At 75.0% G+C, this 20,680-nt stretch carries 16 protein-coding genes; 4 read left to right on the forward strand and 12 right to left on the reverse strand.

The features are described from left to right. Window positions 1–31: 31 nt before the first annotated feature. The 4 genes from HLA93_RS08250 to HLA93_RS08265 form a co-directional block, all read right to left on the reverse strand. The gene (locus tag HLA93_RS08250; RefSeq protein ID WP_222193916.1) at window positions 32–2,815 is read right to left on the reverse strand and encodes a putative bifunctional diguanylate cyclase/phosphodiesterase; all 2,784 of its coding nucleotides are present in this window, start codon (window positions 2,813–2,815) and stop codon (window positions 32–34) included. Then, a complete protein-coding gene (locus HLA93_RS08255) occupies window positions 2,812–5,514 on the reverse strand; it encodes a putative bifunctional diguanylate cyclase/phosphodiesterase (RefSeq protein WP_222193917.1) in 2,703 nt (900 codons plus the stop codon). The genes HLA93_RS08250 and HLA93_RS08255 overlap by 4 nt, the downstream gene beginning before the upstream one ends. A gap of 78 nt (window positions 5,515–5,592) precedes the next feature. After that, entirely contained in the window at window positions 5,593–7,359 is a 1,767-nt protein-coding gene (gene ilvD, locus HLA93_RS08260; protein ID WP_246626138.1) for a dihydroxy-acid dehydratase, read from the reverse strand. A 13-nt stretch (window positions 7,360–7,372) separates the two neighbouring features. Beyond that, a complete protein-coding gene (locus HLA93_RS08265; protein WP_222193918.1) occupies window positions 7,373–8,350 on the reverse strand; it encodes a bile acid:sodium symporter family protein in 978 nt (325 codons plus the stop codon). Window positions 8,351–8,461: 111 nt separating this feature from the next. Here HLA93_RS08265 and HLA93_RS08270 point away from each other — a divergent pair, with 111 nt between their 5' ends. Beyond that, on the forward strand, window positions 8,462–9,289 hold the full coding sequence (locus tag HLA93_RS08270) for a helix-turn-helix transcriptional regulator (RefSeq protein WP_308128012.1): 828 nt from the start codon (window positions 8,462–8,464) through the stop codon (window positions 9,287–9,289). A gap of 31 nt (window positions 9,290–9,320) precedes the next feature. Beyond that, window positions 9,321–9,701 (forward strand): PH domain-containing protein, encoded by a 381-nt coding sequence (locus tag HLA93_RS08275; RefSeq protein ID WP_308128013.1) that lies wholly within the window; start codon window positions 9,321–9,323, stop codon window positions 9,699–9,701. Window positions 9,702–9,773: 72 nt separating this feature from the next. Here the strand turns inward: HLA93_RS08275 and HLA93_RS08280 are convergent, their stop codons facing one another. Beyond that, window positions 9,774–10,736 carry a 2-hydroxyacid dehydrogenase gene (locus tag HLA93_RS08280; protein ID WP_222193920.1) on the reverse strand — a complete coding sequence of 321 codons (963 nt, stop codon included), beginning with the start codon at window positions 10,734–10,736 and terminating at the stop codon, window positions 9,774–9,776. Between the two features lie 117 nt (window positions 10,737–10,853). Between HLA93_RS08280 and HLA93_RS08285 the strand changes: the two genes are divergently transcribed. Continuing rightward, window positions 10,854–11,993 (forward strand): PQQ-dependent sugar dehydrogenase, encoded by a 1,140-nt coding sequence (locus HLA93_RS08285; RefSeq protein WP_222193921.1) that lies wholly within the window; start codon window positions 10,854–10,856, stop codon window positions 11,991–11,993. 14 nt (window positions 11,994–12,007) lie between these two features. Here HLA93_RS08285 and HLA93_RS08290 read toward each other — a convergent pair whose 3' ends face one another. The 5 genes from HLA93_RS08290 to gatC are packed head-to-tail and all read right to left on the reverse strand — an operon-like array spanning window position 12,008 to window position 16,114. Continuing rightward, window positions 12,008–12,556 carry a GNAT family N-acetyltransferase gene (locus HLA93_RS08290; RefSeq protein WP_222193922.1) on the reverse strand — a complete coding sequence of 183 codons (549 nt, stop codon included), beginning with the start codon at window positions 12,554–12,556 and terminating at the stop codon, window positions 12,008–12,010. A gap of 9 nt (window positions 12,557–12,565) precedes the next feature. Continuing rightward, window positions 12,566–14,077 (reverse strand): Asp-tRNA(Asn)/Glu-tRNA(Gln) amidotransferase subunit GatB, encoded by a 1,512-nt coding sequence (gatB, locus tag HLA93_RS08295; protein WP_439957967.1) that lies wholly within the window; start codon window positions 14,075–14,077, stop codon window positions 12,566–12,568. After that, window positions 14,074–14,289, reverse strand: coding sequence for a hypothetical protein (locus HLA93_RS08300; protein WP_222194340.1), 216 nt, complete (start codon window positions 14,287–14,289; stop codon window positions 14,074–14,076). Before HLA93_RS08300 ends, gatB begins: the two co-directional genes overlap by 4 nt. Continuing rightward, window positions 14,286–15,818 (reverse strand): Asp-tRNA(Asn)/Glu-tRNA(Gln) amidotransferase subunit GatA, encoded by a 1,533-nt coding sequence (gatA, locus tag HLA93_RS08305; RefSeq protein WP_222193923.1) that lies wholly within the window; start codon window positions 15,816–15,818, stop codon window positions 14,286–14,288. Before gatA ends, HLA93_RS08300 begins: the two co-directional genes overlap by 4 nt. Next, window positions 15,815–16,114, reverse strand: a complete 300-nt coding sequence (gene gatC / locus HLA93_RS08310; protein ID WP_222193924.1) for an Asp-tRNA(Asn)/Glu-tRNA(Gln) amidotransferase subunit GatC — start codon at window positions 16,112–16,114, stop codon at window positions 15,815–15,817. The genes gatA and gatC overlap by 4 nt, the downstream gene beginning before the upstream one ends. Window positions 16,115–16,304: 190 nt before the next feature. Between gatC and HLA93_RS08315 the strand changes: the two genes are divergently transcribed. After that, window positions 16,305–16,967: an ACT domain-containing protein gene (locus HLA93_RS08315; protein WP_222193925.1), complete on the forward strand. Its 663-nt coding sequence runs from the start codon at window positions 16,305–16,307 to the stop codon at window positions 16,965–16,967. Between the two features lie 46 nt (window positions 16,968–17,013). Here HLA93_RS08315 and ligA read toward each other — a convergent pair whose 3' ends face one another. Together ligA and HLA93_RS08325 are read right to left on the reverse strand one after the other, a co-directional pair. Further along, the gene (gene ligA / locus HLA93_RS08320) at window positions 17,014–19,206 is read right to left on the reverse strand and encodes an NAD-dependent DNA ligase LigA (protein WP_222193926.1); all 2,193 of its coding nucleotides are present in this window, start codon (window positions 19,204–19,206) and stop codon (window positions 17,014–17,016) included. Window positions 19,207–19,457: 251 nt separating this feature from the next. Then, on the reverse strand, window positions 19,458–20,660 hold the full coding sequence (locus tag HLA93_RS08325; protein ID WP_222193927.1) for an HNH endonuclease signature motif containing protein: 1,203 nt from the start codon (window positions 20,658–20,660) through the stop codon (window positions 19,458–19,460). Window positions 20,661–20,680: the final 20 nt, after the last annotated feature.

Genomic DNA, 20,680 nt, shown 5'->3' on the forward strand with positions numbered 1-20,680 from the left:
CAACCAGACCGTCCCATGCAGTGGGACGACGTCACTCACCCAATGGGACGGCGACCGTGGCCGCGGTGCCGGGCCGCGCGTCGAGCAGGGCGGCGTCGAAGCCGTCGATCACCGCCGCGAGCTCCTCGGGCCGGGTGGGCCGGCCGAGCAGGAAGCCCTGCAGGAACCGGCAGCCCAGCTCGCGCAGCGCCGTCAGCTGCCCCGGCGTCTCCACGCCCTCGGCGACCACGTCGATGTCCAGCCGGCGGCCCAGCTCGATGACCGTGTGCACCAGGGCGGCGCTGCGCTCGTCGTCCTCGATGCCGGCCAGGAACTCGCGGTCCATCTTCAGCACGTCCACCGGCAGCCGGGTGAGGTAGGCGAAGGTCGAGTAGCCCCGGCCGAAGTCGTCCAGGGAGATGACGCAGCCCATGTCGTGCAGCGTCTGGAGGTCCCCGTCGGCGCGGTCGGGCTCCCCGATGAACAGCGACTCGGTGACCTCCAGCATCAGCCGGCTCGGCGGCAGCCCGGCCCGGGCCAGCGCGGCGGCCACGTCGGGCACCAGGCTGCCCGACTGCAGGTGCCGCACGCTGATGTTCACGCCCAGCCGCAGGTCCCGGCCCTGGTGCAGCAGCCCGGCCAGCTCCGCGGTCGACTGCTCCAGCACCCACCGCTGCAGCGGCACGATCAGCCCGTCGTCCTCGGCCAGGCCGACGAACTCGTCGGGTGAGATCTCCCCGAGCGCCGGGTGGTCCCAGCGCACCAGCGCCTCCAGGCCCAGCACCCGGCGCTCGACCGTGCCCACCACCGGTTGGTAGACCAGCCGCAGCTCGCCGCGGGAGAGCGCGTCGGGCAGGTCGCGGGCCAGCCGGGTGCGGCGCGCGGTGGCGCTGTCGGCCGTCTCGCCGTGCCGCCGGACCCGGCCCTTGCCGGCGGCCTTCGCCGCGCGCAGCGCCAGGTCCGCGTGGCGCACCGTCGTCGGCACGTCGTCGGCGGGGTCGACCTCGGTGACCCCGATGCTGCAGGAGACGTCGAAGACCAGGTCCGGGTCGGCCCCGGGGGTGGGCACCGACCGGTGCACCCCGGCCAGCTCGCCGATGATCCGCTCGGCCAGCGCGGTGGCCTCGTCCAGACCGGCCCGCACCAGGACGGCGAACTCGTCGCCACCTAGCCGGCCGACCAGGTCCCGGTCGCGCACCGTGGCGCGCAGCCGGTCGGCCACCTCCACCAGCAGGAGGTCACCGGCCTCGTGCCCGGCCACGTCGTTGACCGCCTTGAACCCGTCCAGGTCCAGCAGCAGCACGCAGGAGGTCTCCCCCTCCGCGGCCCGGCTGCGCGCACCGGTGAGCCCGGCCATCAACCGGGCACGGTTGGGCAGCCCGGTGAGGTAGTCGGTGTAGGCCATCCGCTGCAGCTCGAGCTCGCTCTCGCGCCGGTCGTCGACGTCCCGCAGGTGCAGCACGAGCCCGTCACCGGCCCGGCCGGGAGCCCGCCCGGGCAGCTCGGACGGCGCGGCCTGCAGGTCGGCGCTGGCGACCACCCGCACGGTCTCCAGGTGCCGCCACCCGCCGTCCCGGGTGCGCAGCCGGAACGACCGGTCCCGCGTCGCGTCGGGTCCTGGGGCCGGGTGCAGGACGGTGAGCAGCTCGGTCCGGTCCTCCGGGTGGACGAACTCCTCCAGCCGGTGCCCCTCCAGGTCCCGCGCCGGCCAGGCCTCCGGACCCCGCCCGGCGCCGGAGGCCCAGGTGATCCGGCCGTGGCGGTCCAGCACGATGGTGATGTCGGCGGCGCTGTGCACCAGGGTGCGGAAGTAGGACTCGGTCCGGAGCACCTGCCGGGTCAACCGCGCACCGTCGGCCGCCCACACCAGGGTGCGGGCGAAGGTCAGCACCAGCAGCAGCGAGGCCGCCGCCGCCTCGAGCGGGTCGATGGACCGGCCGGCCACCCTGCCGCCCAGCAGCACGAGCACGACACCGAAGGCGGCGCAGTAGCTGACCACCACACCGAGCAACGGCACCCCCGCCGCGACGTCGTCGGGCTCGGTGGCCTGACCGGGGTCGACGGCCATGGCCATCGTGCCGAAGGCCAGCATCGCCAGCCAGGCGGTGCCGGTGAGCAGGTCGGTGGTCGCCGACGGGCTCACCGCGGAGATCGAGCCGCTCACGGTGACCACCGCGACCGAGGCGAAGCAGCCCAGCAACCACCCGGCGGCCGCACGGCGGGGCTCGCTCACCCCGGCGAAGGTGATCAGGCCGACCGTGCAGAGCACCACGCCGACCGCGGGGTAGCCCCACGTCATCAGGCCGTCGACCGCCCCCGCGGTCCGCCCCAGTGCCGTGGTGAGCACCGCCTCCAGCAGCGCCGACAGCGCCACCAGCGCCACGGCGGCGTCCAGCACGACCCGCGCGCCGATGCCGGTGGCGGCCGAGCGCACCAGCCGGGCGCAGCCGAGCAGGGCGAACGGGACGGCGGCCACCAGCGCGACGTCCTGCAGGCCGGCCTCGCTGGCGTTGACCCCCACCCCGCGGGCCGCGGCGATCGCCTGACCGACGCAGAGCAACGCGGCCAGGACCGCGAAGGCCCGCCACGGCCCGGCGGACGTGCGGTCCAGCCGGCGCGCGTGCCGGACCACCAGGACGCCGATGGCCAGCGAGGCGGCGCTGAGCACCGCCGGACCGGCGTGGGCCGACGCCGCCGGCCAGACGAACTCCACGACGCCCAGCCCGACGGCGACGGTGCCCAGCAGCGAGAGCACCGCCGCGCGTGGCCAGTGCACGGGCAGGGGCACGGACGGGACGGCGGGCAGCGCCCGACCCCGCAGCGAGGAGGCCGTCACGCTGCACCCACCTGGTCGGACAGGCCCGGCACGAGCCGCCCGCCGTCGGCCTCCAGCAGCTGCACCAGGCGCGGCAGGCTCACCGGCCGGGAGATCAGGTGCCCCTGCGCGAAGCCGCAGCCCAGGCCGTGCAGCACCGAGAGCTGGCTGGTGGTCTCCACGCCCTCGGCGACCACGTCGACCTGCAGTGCCCGCCCGAGGGCGACCACCGCCTCGCAGACCGCCCGGGAGTGGACGTCGCGGTCCACCCGGGAGAGCAGGGTGCGGTCGAGCTTGATGATGTCCAGCGGCAACCGGCCAAGCGCCGGCAGCGAGGAGCTCGCCCGGCCGAAGTCGTCGAGGGCGAGGTGGACGCCCAGCAGCCGCAGGGCGGTGACGTCGTCGGTGACGTCGGCCCCGGTCAGCGCCGACTCGCTCACCTCCAGGACCAGCTGGTCCGGTGCCATGCCGCTGGCCCGCAGCGCGGCCGTCACGTCGCCGACCAGCGTGCCCCCGGCCAGGTGCTGGGCCGACACGTTGACGCCCAGCTTCAGCGGCACCTCCCGACGGGGCAGCGTGACCGCGGCAGCGGTGGCCTCCTGCAGCACCCAGCGCTGCAGGTGCCCCACCACGCCGCCGCGCTCGGCGACCGGCAGGAACTCCTCGGGCGGCACGTCGCCGAGCACCGGGTGCCGCCACCGCAGCAGTGCCTCGACGCCGGTGACCCGGTGGTCGTCCAGCGCGATGAGCGGCTGCCACGCCAGGGTCAGCTCGCCGCGCTCGCGGGCTCCCACCAGGTCGGCGCGCAGCAGCTCGCGCCGGTCCCGGGCGGCCGTCAGCTCGTCCCGGTGACGGCGGACCGACCCCGCGCCGGCGCTGCGGGCGTCGGCGACGGCCAGCTCGGCGCGGTCGACCACCTCCCGCTCGGTGAGCCCGCCGGCCAGCGGGACCAGCCCGGCGACCGCGGTGAGGTCGACGATGCCCAGCTCGGTCGGGATCGGGGCGTCGATCACCGACAGGCAGCGGGCGGCCAGCCGATCGGCCTCGGCCACCGTCCCGGCCGCGAGCACGCTGAAGAGCTCGGCCCCGATCCGGGCCACCTGGTCCTCGGCGCGCACCACCGCGCGCAACCGGCGGGCCACCTCGGCCAGGGCGACGTCGACGACGTCCCGGCCGGCGTTCTCGTGCGCCTCACGGAGCCCCTGCACCTCGATCAGCAGCAGCGCCGCCGACCCGGCAGCGTCCCCGTCCTCCGGCACCCCGCCCTCCGGCACCCCGCCCTCCGGCACCCCGCCCGGAGCAGCCACGGACGGCGCCCCGGCGGACGGGAGCCGGCCGAGCAGCTCGGTCAGGGCGACCAGCTGGGCGGCGCGGTTGGGCAGCCCGGTGAGCGGGTCGGTGAAGGCCAGCGAGCTGAGCTCGCGTTCGCGGTGGCGCCGGGCGGTCACGTCCCGGCAGTGCAGCACCAGCGCCCGGACGTCGGCGTCGGCGCGCAGGTCGCTGGCGCCGGCCTCCAGGACCCGCCAGCTCCCGGCGCCGTCGGGCAGCCGGAAGCTGCACAGCCCCACCGGGCCCTCGTCGTCGCTGAGCCAGGAGCGCACCTCGGCGGCGTCCTCGGAGTGCACGACCTCCACCAGCGACCGGCCCAGCAGGACCGGGCCGGCGTCCGCCCGTACCGGCGTCAGCGAGGGCGCCGCCCAGGTGACCCGCAGGTCGCTGCCGAGGATGACCACGGCGTCACTGCTGGACCGGACCAGTGAGCGGAAGTAGGCCTCGCTGCTGCGCAGCCGGGCCGCGACCCGCGCCTCGTCCCGGGCGGTGACCGCCCGGTGCAGCAGGGTCAGGGTCAGGCAGCAGACCAGCGCCACCCCGGCGGCGAGCGGCGGCTCGGCGCCCAGCAGCGGTGCGACCAGGTAGGCCAGCACCGCGGCGACCATGACCAGGTGCGGCACGAGCTGACCGGCCTGGCCCAGCCGCGAGCTGCGCCGGCTGGGCGGGGCGACCACCGCGGCCCCGGGGTCGCGCCACGCCGCCAGGCAGAGCAGCAGCAGGCTGGCCAGCTGAGCCGCCGGCACGCCGGCGGTGAGCACGGCCGGGTGCAGCTCCGGTCCGGCCAGGGTGAGCCCCTGCGCGGTCGCCCAGGTGGCCACGGCCAGCAGCATGAGCGCACCGGTCACCCGGCGCGGTCCGGCGGAGGCCGCGATCAGCACGAGGCCGGCCGAGAGCACCGACGCGGTCGCCAGGCAGGCCAGTTCGAGGACCAGCCGGGAGGAGCCCACCGGCCCTCCGTCCAGCGCGGGGCCGACGACCAGCACCTGCGCCAGGACCATCGACGCACTGAAGAACAACAGGGTCTCGGTGAGCAGCCGGGCACCGCCCTGGCGCAGCTGCCCGGGGGTCAGCAGCCGGAGCACCGCGACCAGCGCGATCAGCACGGCCGGCAGCCCCACCGCCTGACCGGCCCCCGCGAACAACTCGGCACCCCACAGCCCGGCCCCGAGGTCGCCGAGCAGCCCGAGCAGCACGGCGACCGCCAGGAGCCGCCAGCCGCCCAGCCGTGCGCCGCGCCGGGAACCGCTGCGCCACAGCACCGCGGCGGTGCCGAGCGAGGCGGCCAGCAGCAGCAGGTCGGCAGCCAGCGGCACGGCTCCACCCGCCGCCCCGGTCAGCACCGGGACGGCGAGCAGCCACCCCGGGGACGCCCGTCGCCTCTGCTCCACCCGAGGACTGTCGACGGGTGGGCACCGCGACAACAGGTCAGCGGCGGTGAGTTCACCCGTTCGAGCAGTGCCCCGAGGTCAGCTGGTGATGGCGCCCTGCGCGGCCGAGCCGACGAGCTTGGCGTACTTGCCGAGGACGCCCCGGGTGTAGCGGGGAGCCGGCGGCGCCCAGCCCTCCCGGCGGCGGGCCAGCTCCTCGTCGTCCACCAGCAGCTCGAGGGTCCGGGCAGCCAGGTCCAGGCGGATGCGGTCACCGTCGCGGACGAAGGCGATCGGACCACCGTCGGCCGCCTCCGGCGCGATGTGGCCGACGCACAGCCCGGTGGTGCCGCCGGAGAACCGGCCGTCGGTGAGCAGCAGCACGTCCTTGCCCAGCCCGGCGCCCTTGATCGCCCCGGTGACGGCGAGCATCTCGCGCATGCCGGGGCCGCCGCGGGGCCCCTCGTAGCGGATCACCACGACGTCGTCCTTCTTCAGCGTGCCCTCGGTGACGGCGTCCATCGCGCCCTGCTCACCGTCGAAGACGCGGGCGGTGCCGTCGAAGACGTCGGCGTCGAAGCCGGCGGACTTGACCACCGCGCCCTCCGGCGCCAGCGAGCCGCGCAGGACCGTCAGCCCGCCGGTCTTGTGGATGGGGTCGGCCATCGCGCGGATGATCGCGCCGTCGGGGTCCGGCGGGCTGATCTCGGCCAGGTTCTCCGCCAGCGTCCGGCCGGTCACGGTGAGCACGTCGCCGTGCAGCAGACCGGCGTCCAGCAGCGCCCGCATGACCACCGGCACGCCACCGATCCGGTCGACGTCGGTCATCACGTACCGGCCGAAGGGCTTGACGTCGGCCAGGTGCGGCGTCCGGTCACCGATCCGGTTGAAGTCGTCGAGGGTGAGGTCGACGTCGGCCTCGTGGGCGATCGCCATCAGGTGCAGGACGGCGTTGGTCGAGCCACCCAGCGCCATGGCCACGGTGATGGCGTTCTCGAAGGCCTCCTTGGTCATGATCTGCCGCGCGGTGATCCCCTTGCGCAGCAGCTCCACGACGGCCTCGCCGGAGGCGACCGCGATGGCGTCCCGGCGGGCGTCCGGCGCCGGCGGGGCGGCGCTGCCGGGCAGGGCCATGCCCAGCGCCTCCGCGACGCTGGCCATCGTGTTGGCGGTGTACATCCCGCCGCACGAGCCCATCCCGGGGCAGGCGGCCTTCTCGATGGCGGTCAGCTCGTCGCGGGTGATCTTCCCGGCGGCGCAGGCGCCGACGCCCTCGAAGACGTCGATCAGGGTGAGGTCCTTGTCGCCCAGCTTCCCCGGCAGGGTGGAGCCGGAGTAGACGAAGACGCTGGCCAGGTCGAGCCGGGCGGCGGCCATCAGCATGCCGGGCAGCGACTTGTCGCAGCCGGCGAGCAGCACCGTGCCGTCCAGCCGCTCGGCGAACACGACGGTCTCGACCGAGTCGGCGATCACCTCGCGGGAGACCAGCGAGGCGCGCATGCCCTCGTGGCCCATCGAGATGCCGTCGGAGACGGAGATGGTGCCGAACTCCAGCGGGTAGCCACCGGCGGCGTGCACGCCCTCCTTGGCCCGCTTGGCCAGCCGGTCCAGCGACAGGTTGCACGGGGTGATCTCGTTCCAGGACGAGGCCACGCCGACCTGCGGCTTGGCGAAGTCGTCGTCGCCCATGCCGACGGCACGGAGCATGGCGCGGGCCGGGGCCTTGGCGTCCCCGTCGGTCACCTCGCGGCTGCGGGGCTTGACGTCGACGGTGCGGTCGCTGGCGGGGCGGTCTTCGACGGTCGTCACGACCGGCGATGGTAGGCCGGTCGCTGCCGGCCCGGCGGTGGGCTGGGTGGTCGTCATGGCGTGCTCCTGATCAGTTGCGGGAGCCGGGGGCACCGGCGGGGAGGGTGGGGTCGGCGTCGGCCGCGGCGCTGCGACGGGCCCAGTGGCCGGCCAGCAGGGAGCCCGAGACGTTGTGCCAGACGGAGAACAGCGCCGCCGGCAGCGCGGCGGCGGCGGAGAAGTGCGCGGTGGCCAGTGCGGCGGCCAGGCCGGAGTTCTGCATGCCAACCTCGATGCTGACCGCCCGCCTGCCCTGCTCGTCGAACCCGCAGGCGCGGGCCACCGCGTAGCCCAGCGCCAGGCCCAGCAGGTTGTGCGCGACGACGGCCACGACGAGCAGCAGGCCGACCGAGAGCAGGGTGTCCGCGCTGGCCGCGACGACGATGGTCACCACCACGGCGATCCCGGCGACCGAGACCAGGGGCAGCAGGTCCAGGAGCCGCTCGATCAGCCGCGGGACGAGCCGGCGCAGCAGCAGCCCGAGCAGGACCGGCACCAGCACGATCTGCACGATCGAGGTGAACAGCCCGGCGCCGTCGACCGGGAGGTACTCACCGGCCAGCCAGAGCACCAGCAGCGGGGTGAGCAGGGGGGCCAACAGGGTGGAGACCGACGTCATCGCCACCGACAGGGCGGTGTCCCCGCGGGCCAGGTAGACGATCACGTTGGAGGCGGTGCCACCCGGGGCGGAGCCGACCAGCACCATGCCGGCCGACAGCGCCGGGGACAGGTCGAGCACCTCGGCGATCCCGAACGCCAGCCCGGGCATGACGACGAACTGCGCGGCCACGCCGGCCACCAGCGCCCACGGCCGGCGCGCGACGATGGCGAAGTCGACCGGCCGCAGGGTCATGCCCATGCCGAGCATGATCAGCGCGAGCAGCCAGGGCACGGCCGCCGTCCCGCCGGCGAAGGCGCCGGGCACCAGCAGCGCCAGCGCCCCGGCCAGCACGACGATCACCGCGAACCACCGCCCGGCGAAGCCGCTGACCCGTCTGACCGTCTCCACGCCGTCTCCTCCCCCGTGCCTGTCGGTCCAGGGTGCGGTCGATCGGCGGGGTGGACAAGGACAGCGATGATGCTGGTACCAGTACCACCACCGACAGGAGGGCATCGACCCGTGGACCGGTCATCCAGGACCGAGCTCGCCGCGTTCCTGCGTTCGCGGCGCCGGCAGGTCGACCCCAGCGGCCTGGGCGTCCCGGTCAGCGGCCAGCGCCGCACCCCCGGGCTGCGCCGGGAGGAGGTCGCGCTGCTGTCCGGCGTGAGCCACACCTGGTACACGTGGCTGGAGCAGGGCCGGGACATCCGGCCGTCCCGTCAGGTGGTGGACGCCGTCGCCCGCACCCTGCAGATGTCCCCGGCCGAGCACCAGTACGTGCTGCGGCTGGCCGGCCACGCCGCCTCCGCTCCCGCCGAGCCCGGCCGGGCGCAGGTGCCGGCGCACGCCCAGCGGCTGCTGGACGCGCTCGGCGACTCCCCCGCCTACGTGATCACCCGCAGCTGGTCGATCGTCGGCTGGAACGCCGCCTACGCCCGCTTCTACCCGGGGGTCGCGACCGCCCCGGCCGCCGACCGCAACCTGCTGTGGGTGGTGTTCACCGACCCCTACGTGCGGGAGCTGCTCGGCGACTGGACCACCGACAGCCGGCGGTTCCTCACCCAGTTCCGGGCCGAGGTCGGCGCCCGGCTGCACGACGCCGACGTCGTCGACCTGCTCACCCGGCTGCAGGAGGCCAGCTTGCACTTCCGGGCCGGCTGGGCCAGCCACGACGTGGACTCGTTCAGCTCCAGCGAGCGGCGCTTCGAGCACCCGACGGTCGGCACCCTGCTGCTGGAGCACCACCAGCTGACCCTGGCCGACTCCCCCGACCTGCAGCTGGTCGTCTACACCGCGGCCGCGGGGTCCGACAGCGCCGCCCGGCTGGCCCGGCTCAGCGCCGACTGAGCCCGGCCGGTGCGTCTGGGACGATGCGGGGGTGGCAGTCGCTCGCATGCGGATGAGCCGGACCGCGCTCCTCCCGGTCGTGTTCCTGGCGTTCTGCGTCCTCCCGCTGGCCGCCGCCTCACCGTGGCTGCTGGTGCTGTTCGCCGTCCCCGCCGCGCTGGCCGCCTGGGTGCTCCGGGTCGGGGTGGACGTCGGCGACGCCGGGGTGACGGCGCGCTCGCTGGTGGGCGCGCGCACCGTGGGCTGGCCCGACCTGGCCGGGATCCGGGTCGGCGAGCGCGGTGACCTGTGGCTGGTCACTGGCGCCGGCACCCAGGTGCGCCTGCCGGTGCTGCGCGCCCGCGACCTGCCCCGGCTCGCCGCCCTCTCCGGCGGCCGCATCCCCGACCCCGAGGCACCCACGCACCCCTGACACCCCCGCGTCCGGCCCCCTTGCAGGGTCCCGCGGCGTGCGGAGCGCGTCGTAGGGGGCAAGGGGGCCCTTCTAGTACTCGTCGACCACGTTCTGCAGCGGCTCCCCCGCCAGCACCCGCCGGAGCTGGTCGGTGACCGCCGCGGCGGCCCGGGCGTTGGTCTCCGGCACCGCCCCGCCCACGTGCGGGGTGAGCAGCAGTCCCGGGGCCGACCAGAGCGGGTGCCCCTCGGGCAGCGGCTCGGGCTCGGTCACGTCCAGGGCGGCCCGCAGCCGGCCCGAGGCCAGCTCGGCCAGCAGCGCGTCGGTGTCGACGACCACGCCGCGGGCGGCGTTGACCAGCAGTGCGTCGTCCTTCATCGCGGCCAGGAACGCGGCGTCGACCAGGCCGGTGGTCTGCGGGGTCACCGGGACGATGAGCACCACCACGTCGGCCTCGGGCAGCAGCTCGGGCAGCTCGTCGATGCCGTGCACGCCGTCCCGGGCGGTGCGGGCGACGTAGGTGAGCTCGACGTCGAAGCCGGCCATCATCCGGCCGATGGTGCGGCCGATGTCCCCGGCGCCGACCATCAGCACCTTGGCGCCGACCAGCGAGTGCTCGGTGCGGAAGTCCCAGCGGCCGGCGTCCTGCGCGCGGGTGAAGTGCGGGATCCCGCGCTGCGCGGCCAGCGTCGCCGCGACCGCCCACTCCGCCGTCGAAGGGGTGTGCGCGCCGCGGGCGTTGCACAGGGTGACCCGCTCGGGCAGCCGGCCGACGAACTTCTCCGCCCCGGCGCTCATCAGCTGGACCAGCCGCAGCCCGGGCAGCGCGTCGAGCACGTCGGCGTCGACGTCCCCGCCACCGCGCGGCACCATCACCTGGGCCTGCGCCGCCTCGCCGGTCGGCACCCCCTCGGCAGGGTCGAAGCGGTGGGCGCGGACCCGCGGCGACACCGCCTCGACCGCCTCGACGAGAGCGCGGGAGGGCACGAGGACGTGCAGCGTCTCCTCGGGACCCAGCGGCAGGACGGGGGCGGGGGCGGTCGCGTCGGGCACGGTCCCCGACCCTAGGCGGCAGCCCGCCGGGCGGCGCGCGGGGCCGGATGCACCGACCGGCGCCGCCGTACTGTTGCGGGGGTGGGACGGCGGACGACGGCGCGCGGCGCCCGGCGGATGACCACACCCGTGGCCCGGGCGATCAGCGCGGCCACGCTGGGCTGCCTGCTGCTGGCCGGCTGCGGCGGCGGCTACGAGCCCGCCGGCCCGTTCCGCGAGCAGGCCGAGGGGCCGCCGCCGCAGGTCGGCCCGCCGGTGGAGAGCAGCCCCGCCCCGGTCCCCGGCGAGCCCTCCACCCCCGGCTCCCAGGACGAGCAGGACGGCGACCCGGCGGTCGTGGCCACCGGCCTCGCCGTCCCCACCGGCATCGCGCTGCTGCCCGACGGCACCGCCGTGGTCGGCGAGCGGGACACCGGACGGCTGCTGCAGGTCTTCCCCGACCGTTCGCCGGCGCAGGAGCTGATGACCCTCCCCGGCGTCGACGGCACCGGGGACGGCGGGCTGCTCGGCCTGGCGGTCTCCCCCACCTTCGCCGAGGACGGGCTGCTCTACGCCTACGTCTCGACCCCCACCGACAACCGCGTCGTCCGCTTCCCGCTGGGCGGCACCCCCAACCCGGTGGTCACCGGCATCCCACGCGGCGAGGTGCACAACGGCGGTGGCCTGCTGTTCGGGCTGGACGGCACGCTGTTCGTCGGCACCGGCGACGTCGGCAACCCGGCGTTGGCCGCGGACCCGGCGTCGCTGGCCGGGAAGGTGCTGGCCGTCGACGTCTTCGGCCAGCCGGTCGGGACCGGGCCGGTGTACACCAGCGGCCATCAGGACGTGACCGCGATCTGCACCGGCGACGGCGAGCAGCTCTACGCCACCGACGACTCGCTCACCGGCCCCGACGAGCTGAACGCCCTGCAGGCCGGCGGTGCCTACGGCAGCGATGGCACCGCCCCGGTGCTGACCGTGCCGGCCGAGGACGGCGGGCTGGGTGGCTGCGCGGTCGCCGGCCCCTACGTCCTGCTCGGAGCCCTGGACGGGCAGCGGGTGCACGTGGTCGAGCTCGACGGCACCGGGGTCCCGGTGGAGGAGCCCGAGCCGTTCCTCGCCGACGAGTACGGCCGGCTGCGCAGCCTGGCCCTCGACGCGCAGGGTGCGCTGTGGATCACCACGTCCAACCGGGACGGGGTGGGCACCCCGGTCGAGGACGACGACCGCGTGCTCCGGGTGCAGCCGCCCGCGGCCGGAGGCGGCTCCCCGCTGTAGCCGCCGGCTCGGCGTCAGGTCGGCCGGGTGAAGCGGTGGACGACGTGGGCCGGCGGGTCGACCGGGTTGTCCGGGACCAGGTCTCCGGCCGCGTACCGGGCGGCGCCGGCCCGCTCCAGCGCCCGCCAGGAGGCGACGTTGCCCAGCGCCACCGGGACGAGCACGTCCTCGGCGTCCGGGTGGTCGGCGAAGCCGCGGGCGACCGCGGCGGCGATCATCGCCGCGCCCAGCCCCCGGCGGCGCGCCGACGGCTCACCGACCAGGTAGTCGATGCTGAGCGCCCCGGCGGGCACCGGGCAGACCGCCGACAGCTCGGACAGCGACTCGGGCTCGTCGGCGAACGCGTACACCTGGACGAGCCCGAACGGCTCCCCCTCGTGCACCCCGAGGTACACCGCGGTCGGGTCCGTGCCCTCGATGCTGGGCCCGAACCGCTGCTCGACCGCCGCGGGGCTCGGGTCGTCGTCCCACCACCGGGCGACCAGCGGCTCGGCCAGCCAGCGGCTGAGCAGCGGGAGGTCTGCCCGGGTGAGCGGGCGCAGCTCGACGGTGGGCAGCTCCACCGGGCCAGGCTAGGAGCCCAGCACCCGCTCCTCCAGCATCCGCTTCACGGTGGGCGCATCGGCCTTGCCGCGGGTGGTCTTCATGACCGCCCCGACCAGGGCGCCCAGCGCCTGCACCTTGCCCGCCTTGACCTTGGCGATGACGTCGGGGGCCCCGGCGATCGCGGCCTCGACGGCGGCGACGAGCTCGTCGGACTCCCCCATCACCGCCAGCCCCTGCGCCTCCACGACGGCGGCCGGGTCGCCCTCGCCGGCGAGCACCCGGTCGAGCACCTGCCGGGCCAGCCCGTCGTTGATGGTGCCGTCGTTGACCAGTCCGACCAGCTCGGCGACCTGCGTGGGGGTGACCGCCAGCTCGGCCAGCTCTACGCCGGCGTCGTTGGCCCGCCGGGCCAGGTCACCCAGCCACCACTTGCGGGCATCACCCGGCGCGGCCCCGGCGGCGACGGTCTCCTCGACCAGGCCGAGGGCGCCGGCGTTGGCCAGCCAGGTCATCTCGGTGGCCGAGATGCCCCACTCCTGCTGCAGCCGCGCCCGGCGGGCAGCCGGCAGCTCGGGCAGCGACGCCCGCAACGACTCGATCCAGTCGGCGTCCGGGGCGAGCGGGACCAGGTCGGGCTCGGGGAAGTACCGGTAGTCGGTCGCCTCCTCCTTGCTGCGCCCGGAGGAGGTGCTGCCGGTGTCCTCGTGGAAGTGCCGGGTCTCCTGCACCACCCGGCCACCGTCGTCCAGCACGGCCGCCTGCCGGCGCATCTCGAAGCGGACGGCGCGCTCCACCGACCGCAGCGAGTTCACGTTCTTGGTCTCGGTGCGCGTCCCCCACTCCAGGGCGCCGACCGGGTTGAGCGAGATGTTGACGTCGCAGCGCAGGCTGCCCTGCTCCATCCGCACGTCGGAGGCGCCGAGGGCCTGCACGATCTCGCGCAGCTCGGTGACGTAGGCGCGGGCCACCTCAGGGGCCTTCGCCCCGGCCCCGGGCACCGGGCGGGTGACGATCTCCACGAGCGGGATGCCGGCCCGGTTGAAGTCGATCAGCGAGTGGTCGGCGCCGTGGATGCGCCCGGTGGCGCCACCGACGTGCAGGTTCTTGCCGGTGTCCTCCTCCAGGTGCACCCGCTCGATCTCCACGCGGTACGTCTCGCCGTCGACCTCGACGTCCAGGTGCCCGGCGGTGCACAGCGGCTCGTCGTACTGGCTGGTCTGGAAGCCCTTGGGGATGTCCGGGTAGAAGTAGTTCTTCCGGGCGAAGCGGGACCAGCTGGCGATCCGGCAGCCCAGCGCGAGGCCGATCCGGATGGTCGCCTCGATCGCGGCGGCGTTGGCCACCGGGAGCGAGCCGGGCATGCCGAGGCAGACCGGGCAGGTCTGGGTGTTCGGCTCGGCACCGAAGGTGGTGGCACAGCCGCAGAACATCTTCGAGGCGGTGCCCAGCTCGACGTGGGTCTCCAGGCCGATCACCGGCTCGTACCGGGTCAGCAGCTCGTCGTAGTCCACCAGCCGGTCGCCCATGGTGCTGGTCACTGCTCGTCCTCCAGGTGCGTGCGCTCGCCGGCTGGCCGGGTCTGCTGGGTGGGTGCTGCCGCGCGTCCGGTGAACCAGGCGCCGACCGCGGTGAGCAGGCCCAGGACGATGAAGACCGCGAAGATCGCGCGGTCGGTCACCACCCAGAGCACGATGCCGGCGACGATGACGAAGGCGGTCAGCCCCCAGGCGGCCTTCAGCGGGCCGTTCACGCCGCGGCTCCCCGGCCCGGCAGCTCGTCCAGCAGCCGGTGGCCGCGGGCGGCGTCCTGTGCGGCCTCCAGCGCGGCTGCCACCCGGTAGCAGCGGTCGTCGGCCAGCGCCGGGGCCATCACCTGCAGGCCGACCGGCAGCCCGTCGGACAGGCCGCTGGGCACCGAGATCGCCGGCAGGCCGGCCAGGCTCGCCGGCAGGGTGCACAGGTCGGCGGCGTACATCGCGATCGGGTCCTCGACCCGGGCGCCGATCGGGAAGGCGACGGTCGGGGTGGTGGGGCTGACCAGCACGTCCACGTCGGCGAAGGCCGCGGTGAAGTCGCGGGTGATCAGCGTGCGCACCTTCTGCGCCTGGCCGTAGTAGGCCTCGTAGTAGCCGCTGGACAGCGCGTAGGTGCCCAGGATGATCCGGCGCTTGACCTCGGGGCCGAAGCCGGCCTCGCGGGTCAGCGCCATCACCTCGTCGAGGTCGTGGCTGCCGTCGTCGCCGACCCGCAGGCCGAACCGCACGCCCTCGTAGCGCGCCAGGTTGCTCGACGCCTCGCTCGGCGCGATCAGGTAGTAGGCGGGCAGCGCCAGGTCGAAGGAGGGGCAGGAGACCTCGGTGACCTCCGCGCCCAGCCCGGCCAGCACCTCGATCGCCTCCCGCGTGCGGGCCAGCACGCCGGGCTCGTAGCCGTCGGTGTGCCCCTCGCCGCCGAGCTCCCGGACGACGCCGATCCGGACGCCGCGCAGGTCACCGGCGGCGCCGGCCCGGGCGGCGTCGGCCAGACCGGTGAGCGGGGAGTCGATGCTGGTGGAGTCCCGCGGGTCGTGCCCGCCGATGACCTCGTGCATGAGCGCGGCGTCGAGCACGGTGCGCGCCATCGGGCCGGCCTGGTCCAGGCTGGAGGAGAAGGCGATCAACCCGTACCGGGAGACCGAGCCGTAGGTGGGCTTGTGGCCGACCAGTCCGGTGACCGCGGCCGGCTGGCGGATCGAGCCGCCGGTGTCGGTGCCGATGGACCACGGCGCGAGGTCGCCGGCCACGGCCGCACTGGAGCCACCGGAGGAGCCACCCGGGATGCGGTCGGTGTCCCAGGGGTTGCGGGTCACCTGGTACGCGGAGTTCTCCGTGGAGGAGCCCATCGCGAACTCGTCCATGTTGGTCTTGCCCAGCAGCACGGTGCCGGCCTCGGCCAGCCGGGTGGCGATCGTGGCGCTGTAGGGCGGGAGCCAGCCCTCGAGGATCTTCGAGCCACTGGTCGTCGGCACGCCCTCGGTGACCACCAGGTCCTTGAGCGCGACGGGGACGCCGGCCAGCGGACCGAGCTCGTCGCCCGCGGCACGGGCCTCGTCGACGGCGGCGGCGGCGGCGAGCGCGGCGTCGGTCTCCACGTGCAGGTAGGCGCCGAGCCGGCCGTCCTCGGCGGTGATCCGGTCCAGGTGCGCGCGGGTCACCTCGACGGCGCTCACCTCACCGGTGGACAGCAGCCGGGACAGCTCGGCGACGTCGGCCGAGGTCAGGTCGTTGCGGGTGCTGGTCACTCGGCGTCCCCCAGGATGCGCGGCACGCGGATGCGGTCGTCCTCGGCGGCGGGCGCCCCGGCCAGCACCACGTCGCGCGGCAGGCTGGGGGTCACCACGTCGGCGCGCAGCACGTTGGTCAGCGGCACGGCGTGGGACATCGGCGGGACGTCGGCCACGGCGGCCTCACCGACCCGGGCGACGGCGCTGAGCACCTGGTCCAGCTGGCCGGCGAAGCGGTCGAGCTCGTCGTCGGTCACCGCCAGGCGCGCCAGGCGCGCCAGGTGCTCGACGTCCTCTCGGGAGATGCTGCTCATGCTGCCGGGGAACCCCATTCGTCGACTTGCCCGATGCCACGACCTGCGTCATACGTCGTGTCAACTGTACGTGGGCGGCCCCTCGCCCCCGATCGCGAGCCGGGCTGGATACCGGGCGCCCGATGGGGGAGGCTGCCCCTGTCCACGATCGACGTCGATCGGCCCGCGGCGCGCGGCACCGGAGGGATCCGTGTCCTATCTCTTGCGGCTGGTCGTCCCCGACCGGCCCGGCATCCTGGGCGCCGTCGCGACCGCGCTCGGCGACGCCGGGATCGACATCGTCTCCGTCGACGTCCTCGAGCGGGGCAACGGCGTGGCCGTCGACGACGTCGTGGTCGAGCTGCCGGCCGACCGGGTCGCCGACAGCCTGATCACCGCGGCGACCGCCGTGCCCGGCGTGCAGGTCGAGTCGCTGCGGCCGTTCGCCGGCCCGATGGACACCCACCGCGAGCTGGACCTGCTGGAGGCGCTCGCCCCGGCCGGCGAGGGCACCGCGAAGGTGCTGGCCACCGAGCTGCCCCGGGTGTTCCGCAGCGGCTGGGCGGTGGTGCTGGCCGGCTTGGCGGAGCGCCCGACCGTGCTCGCCGCCTCGGACGCCGCGCCGTCCCTGGAGGGCATCCGGCCGCCCTGGCTGCCACTGACCTCTCCCCTGCTGCTGCCCAGCGACGCGGAGTGGGTGCCGGTGCGCTGGCAGGAGATGGCCGTGGAGATGATGGCCGCCCCGCTCGGCGCCGAGGGCACGGCGGTGCTGCTCGGCCGGTCCGGCGGCCCGGCGTTCCGGCGGTCAGAGCTGCTGCGGCTGGCCCACCTCACCGGGCTGGCCGCCACCGTCGCCCGGCTGCCCCCGCCCTAGCGGCGGCCGTCCACCTCAGCTCGCACCGGCGCGGCCGGGGACGACCTCAGCCGGCGTCCCCGGACGCGGGCTCGGCAGCTGCCGTCCCGTCGCCGATGGTGGCGACCTCGCGGGCGGCGTCCGGGCCCTGCTCGAGCAGGACGGCGAACCCGTCGTCGTCCAGGATCGGTGCCTTCACCGCGACTGCCTTGTCGTACTTGCTGCCCGGGTCGGCGCCGACCACGACGAACCCGGTCTTCTTCGACACCGAGCCGGTGACCTTGCCGCCGCGCTCCTGGATCGCCGCGATCGCCTGGTCGCGGCTGAGGTCCCGCAGCGAGCCGGTGACGACCACGGTGACCCCGGTGAGCGGACCGGGGGCGTCGTCGGACTCGGCGTCGGCCATCCGCACCCCGGCGGCCCGCCACTTCTCCACCACGTCGCGGTGCCAGTCGACGGTGAACCAGTCGCGCACGGCAGCGGCGATCGTGGGCCCGACGCCCTCGGCGGCGGCGAGCTCCTCCTCGGTGGCGGCCATCAGCCGGTCGATGGAGCGGAACTCGCGGGCCAGTGCCTGGGCGGCGGTGGGGCCGACGTGCCGGATGGACAGCGCCACCAGGACCCGCCAGAGCGGCACGTCCTTGCGGGTCTGCAGGTTGGTCAGCAGCCGCGTGCCGTTGGCCGAGAGGGTGCCGTCCTTCCTGGTGAAGAAGTCGGTGCGGCGGAGCGCCTCCTCGTCGAGGGCGAAGACGTCGCCCTCGTCGGCGAGCAGGTGGCTCTCCAGCAGCGCGGTGGCCGCCTCGTAGCCGAGCACCTCGATGTCGAAGGCACCGCGGCCGGCGACGTGGAAGACCCGCTCCCGCAGCTGCGCCGGGCACGACCGGGCGTTCGGGCAGCGGATGTCGGCGTCGCCCTCCTTCTCCGGCCGCAGCTCGGTGCCGCACTCGGGGCAGTGCGTGGGCATGACGAACTCGCGCTCGTCGCCGGTGCGCGCGGCGACCACCGGGCCGAGCACCTCGGGGATCACGTCGCCTGCCTTGCGGATGACGACGGTGTCGCCGATCAGCACGCCCTTGCGCTTGACCTCGCTGGCGTTGTGCAGCGTGGCCAGCTGGACCGTGGAGCCGGCGACCTTGACCGGCTCCATGAAGGCGAAGGGGGTGACCCGGCCGGTGCGCCCGACGTTGACCCGGATGTCGTGCAGGGTCGTGGTCGCCTCCTCCGGCGGGTACTTGAAGGCGATCGCCCAGCGCGGGGCGCGGCTGGTGGAGCCCAGCCGCCGCTGCAGCGCCACCTGGTCGATCTTCACGACGACGCCGTCGATCTCGTGCTCGACGGCGTGCCGCTGTTCCCGGTAGCGCTCGATGTAGGCCCACACGCCCTCGAGGCCGTCGACCACCTCGTAGCGCTCGCTGGTCGGCAGGCCCCAGGCCCGCAGCTGGTCGTAGGCGCCTGACTGCCGGTCGGGCTCGAAGCCACGGCGGGCGCCGATGCCGTGCACCACCATGCTGAGCGGGCGCTTGGCGGTCTCCCGGGCGTCCTTCTGCCGCAGCGAGCCTGCGGCGGCGTTGCGCGGGTTGGCGAACGGCGGCTTGCCGGCCTCGACCAGCCCAGCGTTGACCTCGGCGAACGCGGCCACCGGGAAGTAGACCTCGCCCCGCACCTCGAGGAACTCCGGCACGTCCTCGCCGGTGAGCTCCTGCGGGACGACGGCCAGGGTGCGCACGTTGGCGGTGACGTCCTCACCGGTGACGCCGTCGCCGCGGGTCGCGGCGCGGACCAGCCGGCCACGCTCGTAGACCAGGTCGACGGCCAGCCCGTCGACCTTCAGCTCGCAGAGGTACCCGGCGCCGGCGGCGCCGTCGCGCTCGGCGCGGGCGGCCCAGGCGGAGAGCTCGTTGGAGGAGAACGCGTTGTCCAGGCTCTGCATCCGCTCCGGGTGGGTGACCGGGGCGAAGGTGGCGCCGAAGCCGCCGTTGACCTTCTGGCTGGGCGAGTCGGGGGTGACCAGCGCCGGGTGGGCGGCCTCGATCGCCTTGAGCTCACCCAACAGCTCGTCGTACTGGCCGTCGCTGACCAGCGGCGCGTCCTGCACGTAGTAGGCGAAGGCGTACCGGTCGAGCTCCTCGGAGAGGTCGCGGTGCCGGGTGCGCGCCTCGTCGGGGACCTCGGTGACGTCCTGCCGGTCGACGGCGGCCTCGACCGCCGGCTGGTCGGCTCCGGCCACGCTGTCCCGCTCGACGCCTGCCTCAGTGGTCACGCAGGAAACCGTAACCGGCGGGTCGGACGGGAAACGGCGTCCGCCGCCGCGTCACCCGCACGAGTCCACCGCCGCGGCAGCGGCCCGACGATGACCCCACACCCCACCCGCCGCCCCTCGCGCGGCCACGACCAGGCCCGGTGGACGAGGAGCGCGTGCGACACGGGACGTGGGACATGGACATGGGACGTGCGCACCCGTGGCCGGCCACGGTGGGGACGTGGCCGGCTACGGGTGCGGGTGCGGGCGGATCAGGACACCAACGGTCCGATGAGGATCTCGGTGCCGTCGGGTCGCCAGGTGCGCCATCGGCCGTCCGGTTGTCGCTCGACCCGGAACCCGTGGTGGACCTTGGTGTGGTGCCGTTCGCACAGGAGGGCCGAGTTCTCCAGCGACGTCTCGCCGCCGTGCAGCCAGTGCACGAGGTGGTGGACGTCGCACCAGTGGGTCGGGGCGCCGCAGCCGGCGAACACGCAGAACCCGTCCCGCCGTTCGACTGCCTTACGGAGCCCGGGGGTGACCACCCGATGGTCCCGGCCGAGATCGAGCGGAGTGCCGTCGGGGCCCATCACGATCCGGGAGATGCTCCCGTCGCAGGCCAGGTAACGGGCCCGGGCCGCGGAGATCGTCGCCCCGAAGCCCAGGTCCGCCGCACCCGCGTTCGTGGCAGAGTCGACGAGGTCGTCGAGGTCGACGCCGACGATCACGTGCGGCTTGACGGTACGGAGCATCGGCAGCTGCCCTGAAGCGAGCTGGTTGTCGCAGAGCTGGACCAGCGCGTCGGCGTTTTGCTGCGCGCGGGTCCGGGTGTCGCCCTTGGGCCGGTTGGCCTGCACGATCGACTCGATCGCCGCCTGCACCTTCTCCCCACCCACCGCATCCAGGTCGAACCGGCCGGTCACGCTCCCATCGGCGTGCCTGGCGATCGTCAGACGCCGCCCCTCGGTCGGGTCCGGCTCCGGGCCATCCGGGTCCAGCGCGTCCTCGAACGCCCGCACCGCCACCGTGAGCTTCTGGTGCGGTGACTCCACCGCCACCTGCGCCCACACCTGATCGAAGGCACCCAGGTCCACGCCCTGCTCGGCCGCCCGAGCCCGCTCGGACTCCCCCACCGCAGCAGCCACCACGTCCATCTGCGCCGCGGTCACCGCACCCTCGGCGAACCCGGCTGCCAGCACCGGGAAGTGCTCCAGCGCCCGACCCGACCGCACCACCCGCGACGCCTCGGCCGCCGACAACCGGGAGTGCCCGATCAACCACGACCGCATCGACGTCAACCCGTCGTTCTCCGCGGCCTGGGTGACATCCCCGTGCCGCACCGTGCGCGTCAGCTCCGCCTGCGCCCGGTTCACCACCGCCACCAGCAACGCCGTCCGATCCAGCACCGCACCAGCACTCAGACCGTGCAGATAATCGGTCGCCAGGGCGTCGAGAGCCGACATCAACTCGCTCACGACACCTCCCGACCGGTTCG

The organism is Modestobacter italicus (assembly GCF_019799965.1).
Classification (GTDB): Bacteria; Actinomycetota; Actinomycetes; order Mycobacteriales; family Geodermatophilaceae; genus Modestobacter; species Modestobacter italicus_A.

Bases quoted from the DNA above. Each gene is read 5' to 3' on its own strand.
- gatC (WP_222193924.1), bottom strand. From the start codon at position 16,114: ATGAGCAGCATCTCCCGAGAGGACGTCGAGCACCTGGCGCGCCTGGCG.
- HLA93_RS08285 (WP_222193921.1), top strand. From the start codon at position 10,854: ATGACCACACCCGTGGCCCGGGCGATCAGCGCGGCCACGCTGGGCTGC.
- ilvD (WP_246626138.1), bottom strand. From the start codon at position 7,359: ATGACGACCACCCAGCCCACCGCCGGGCCGGCAGCGACCGGCCTACCA.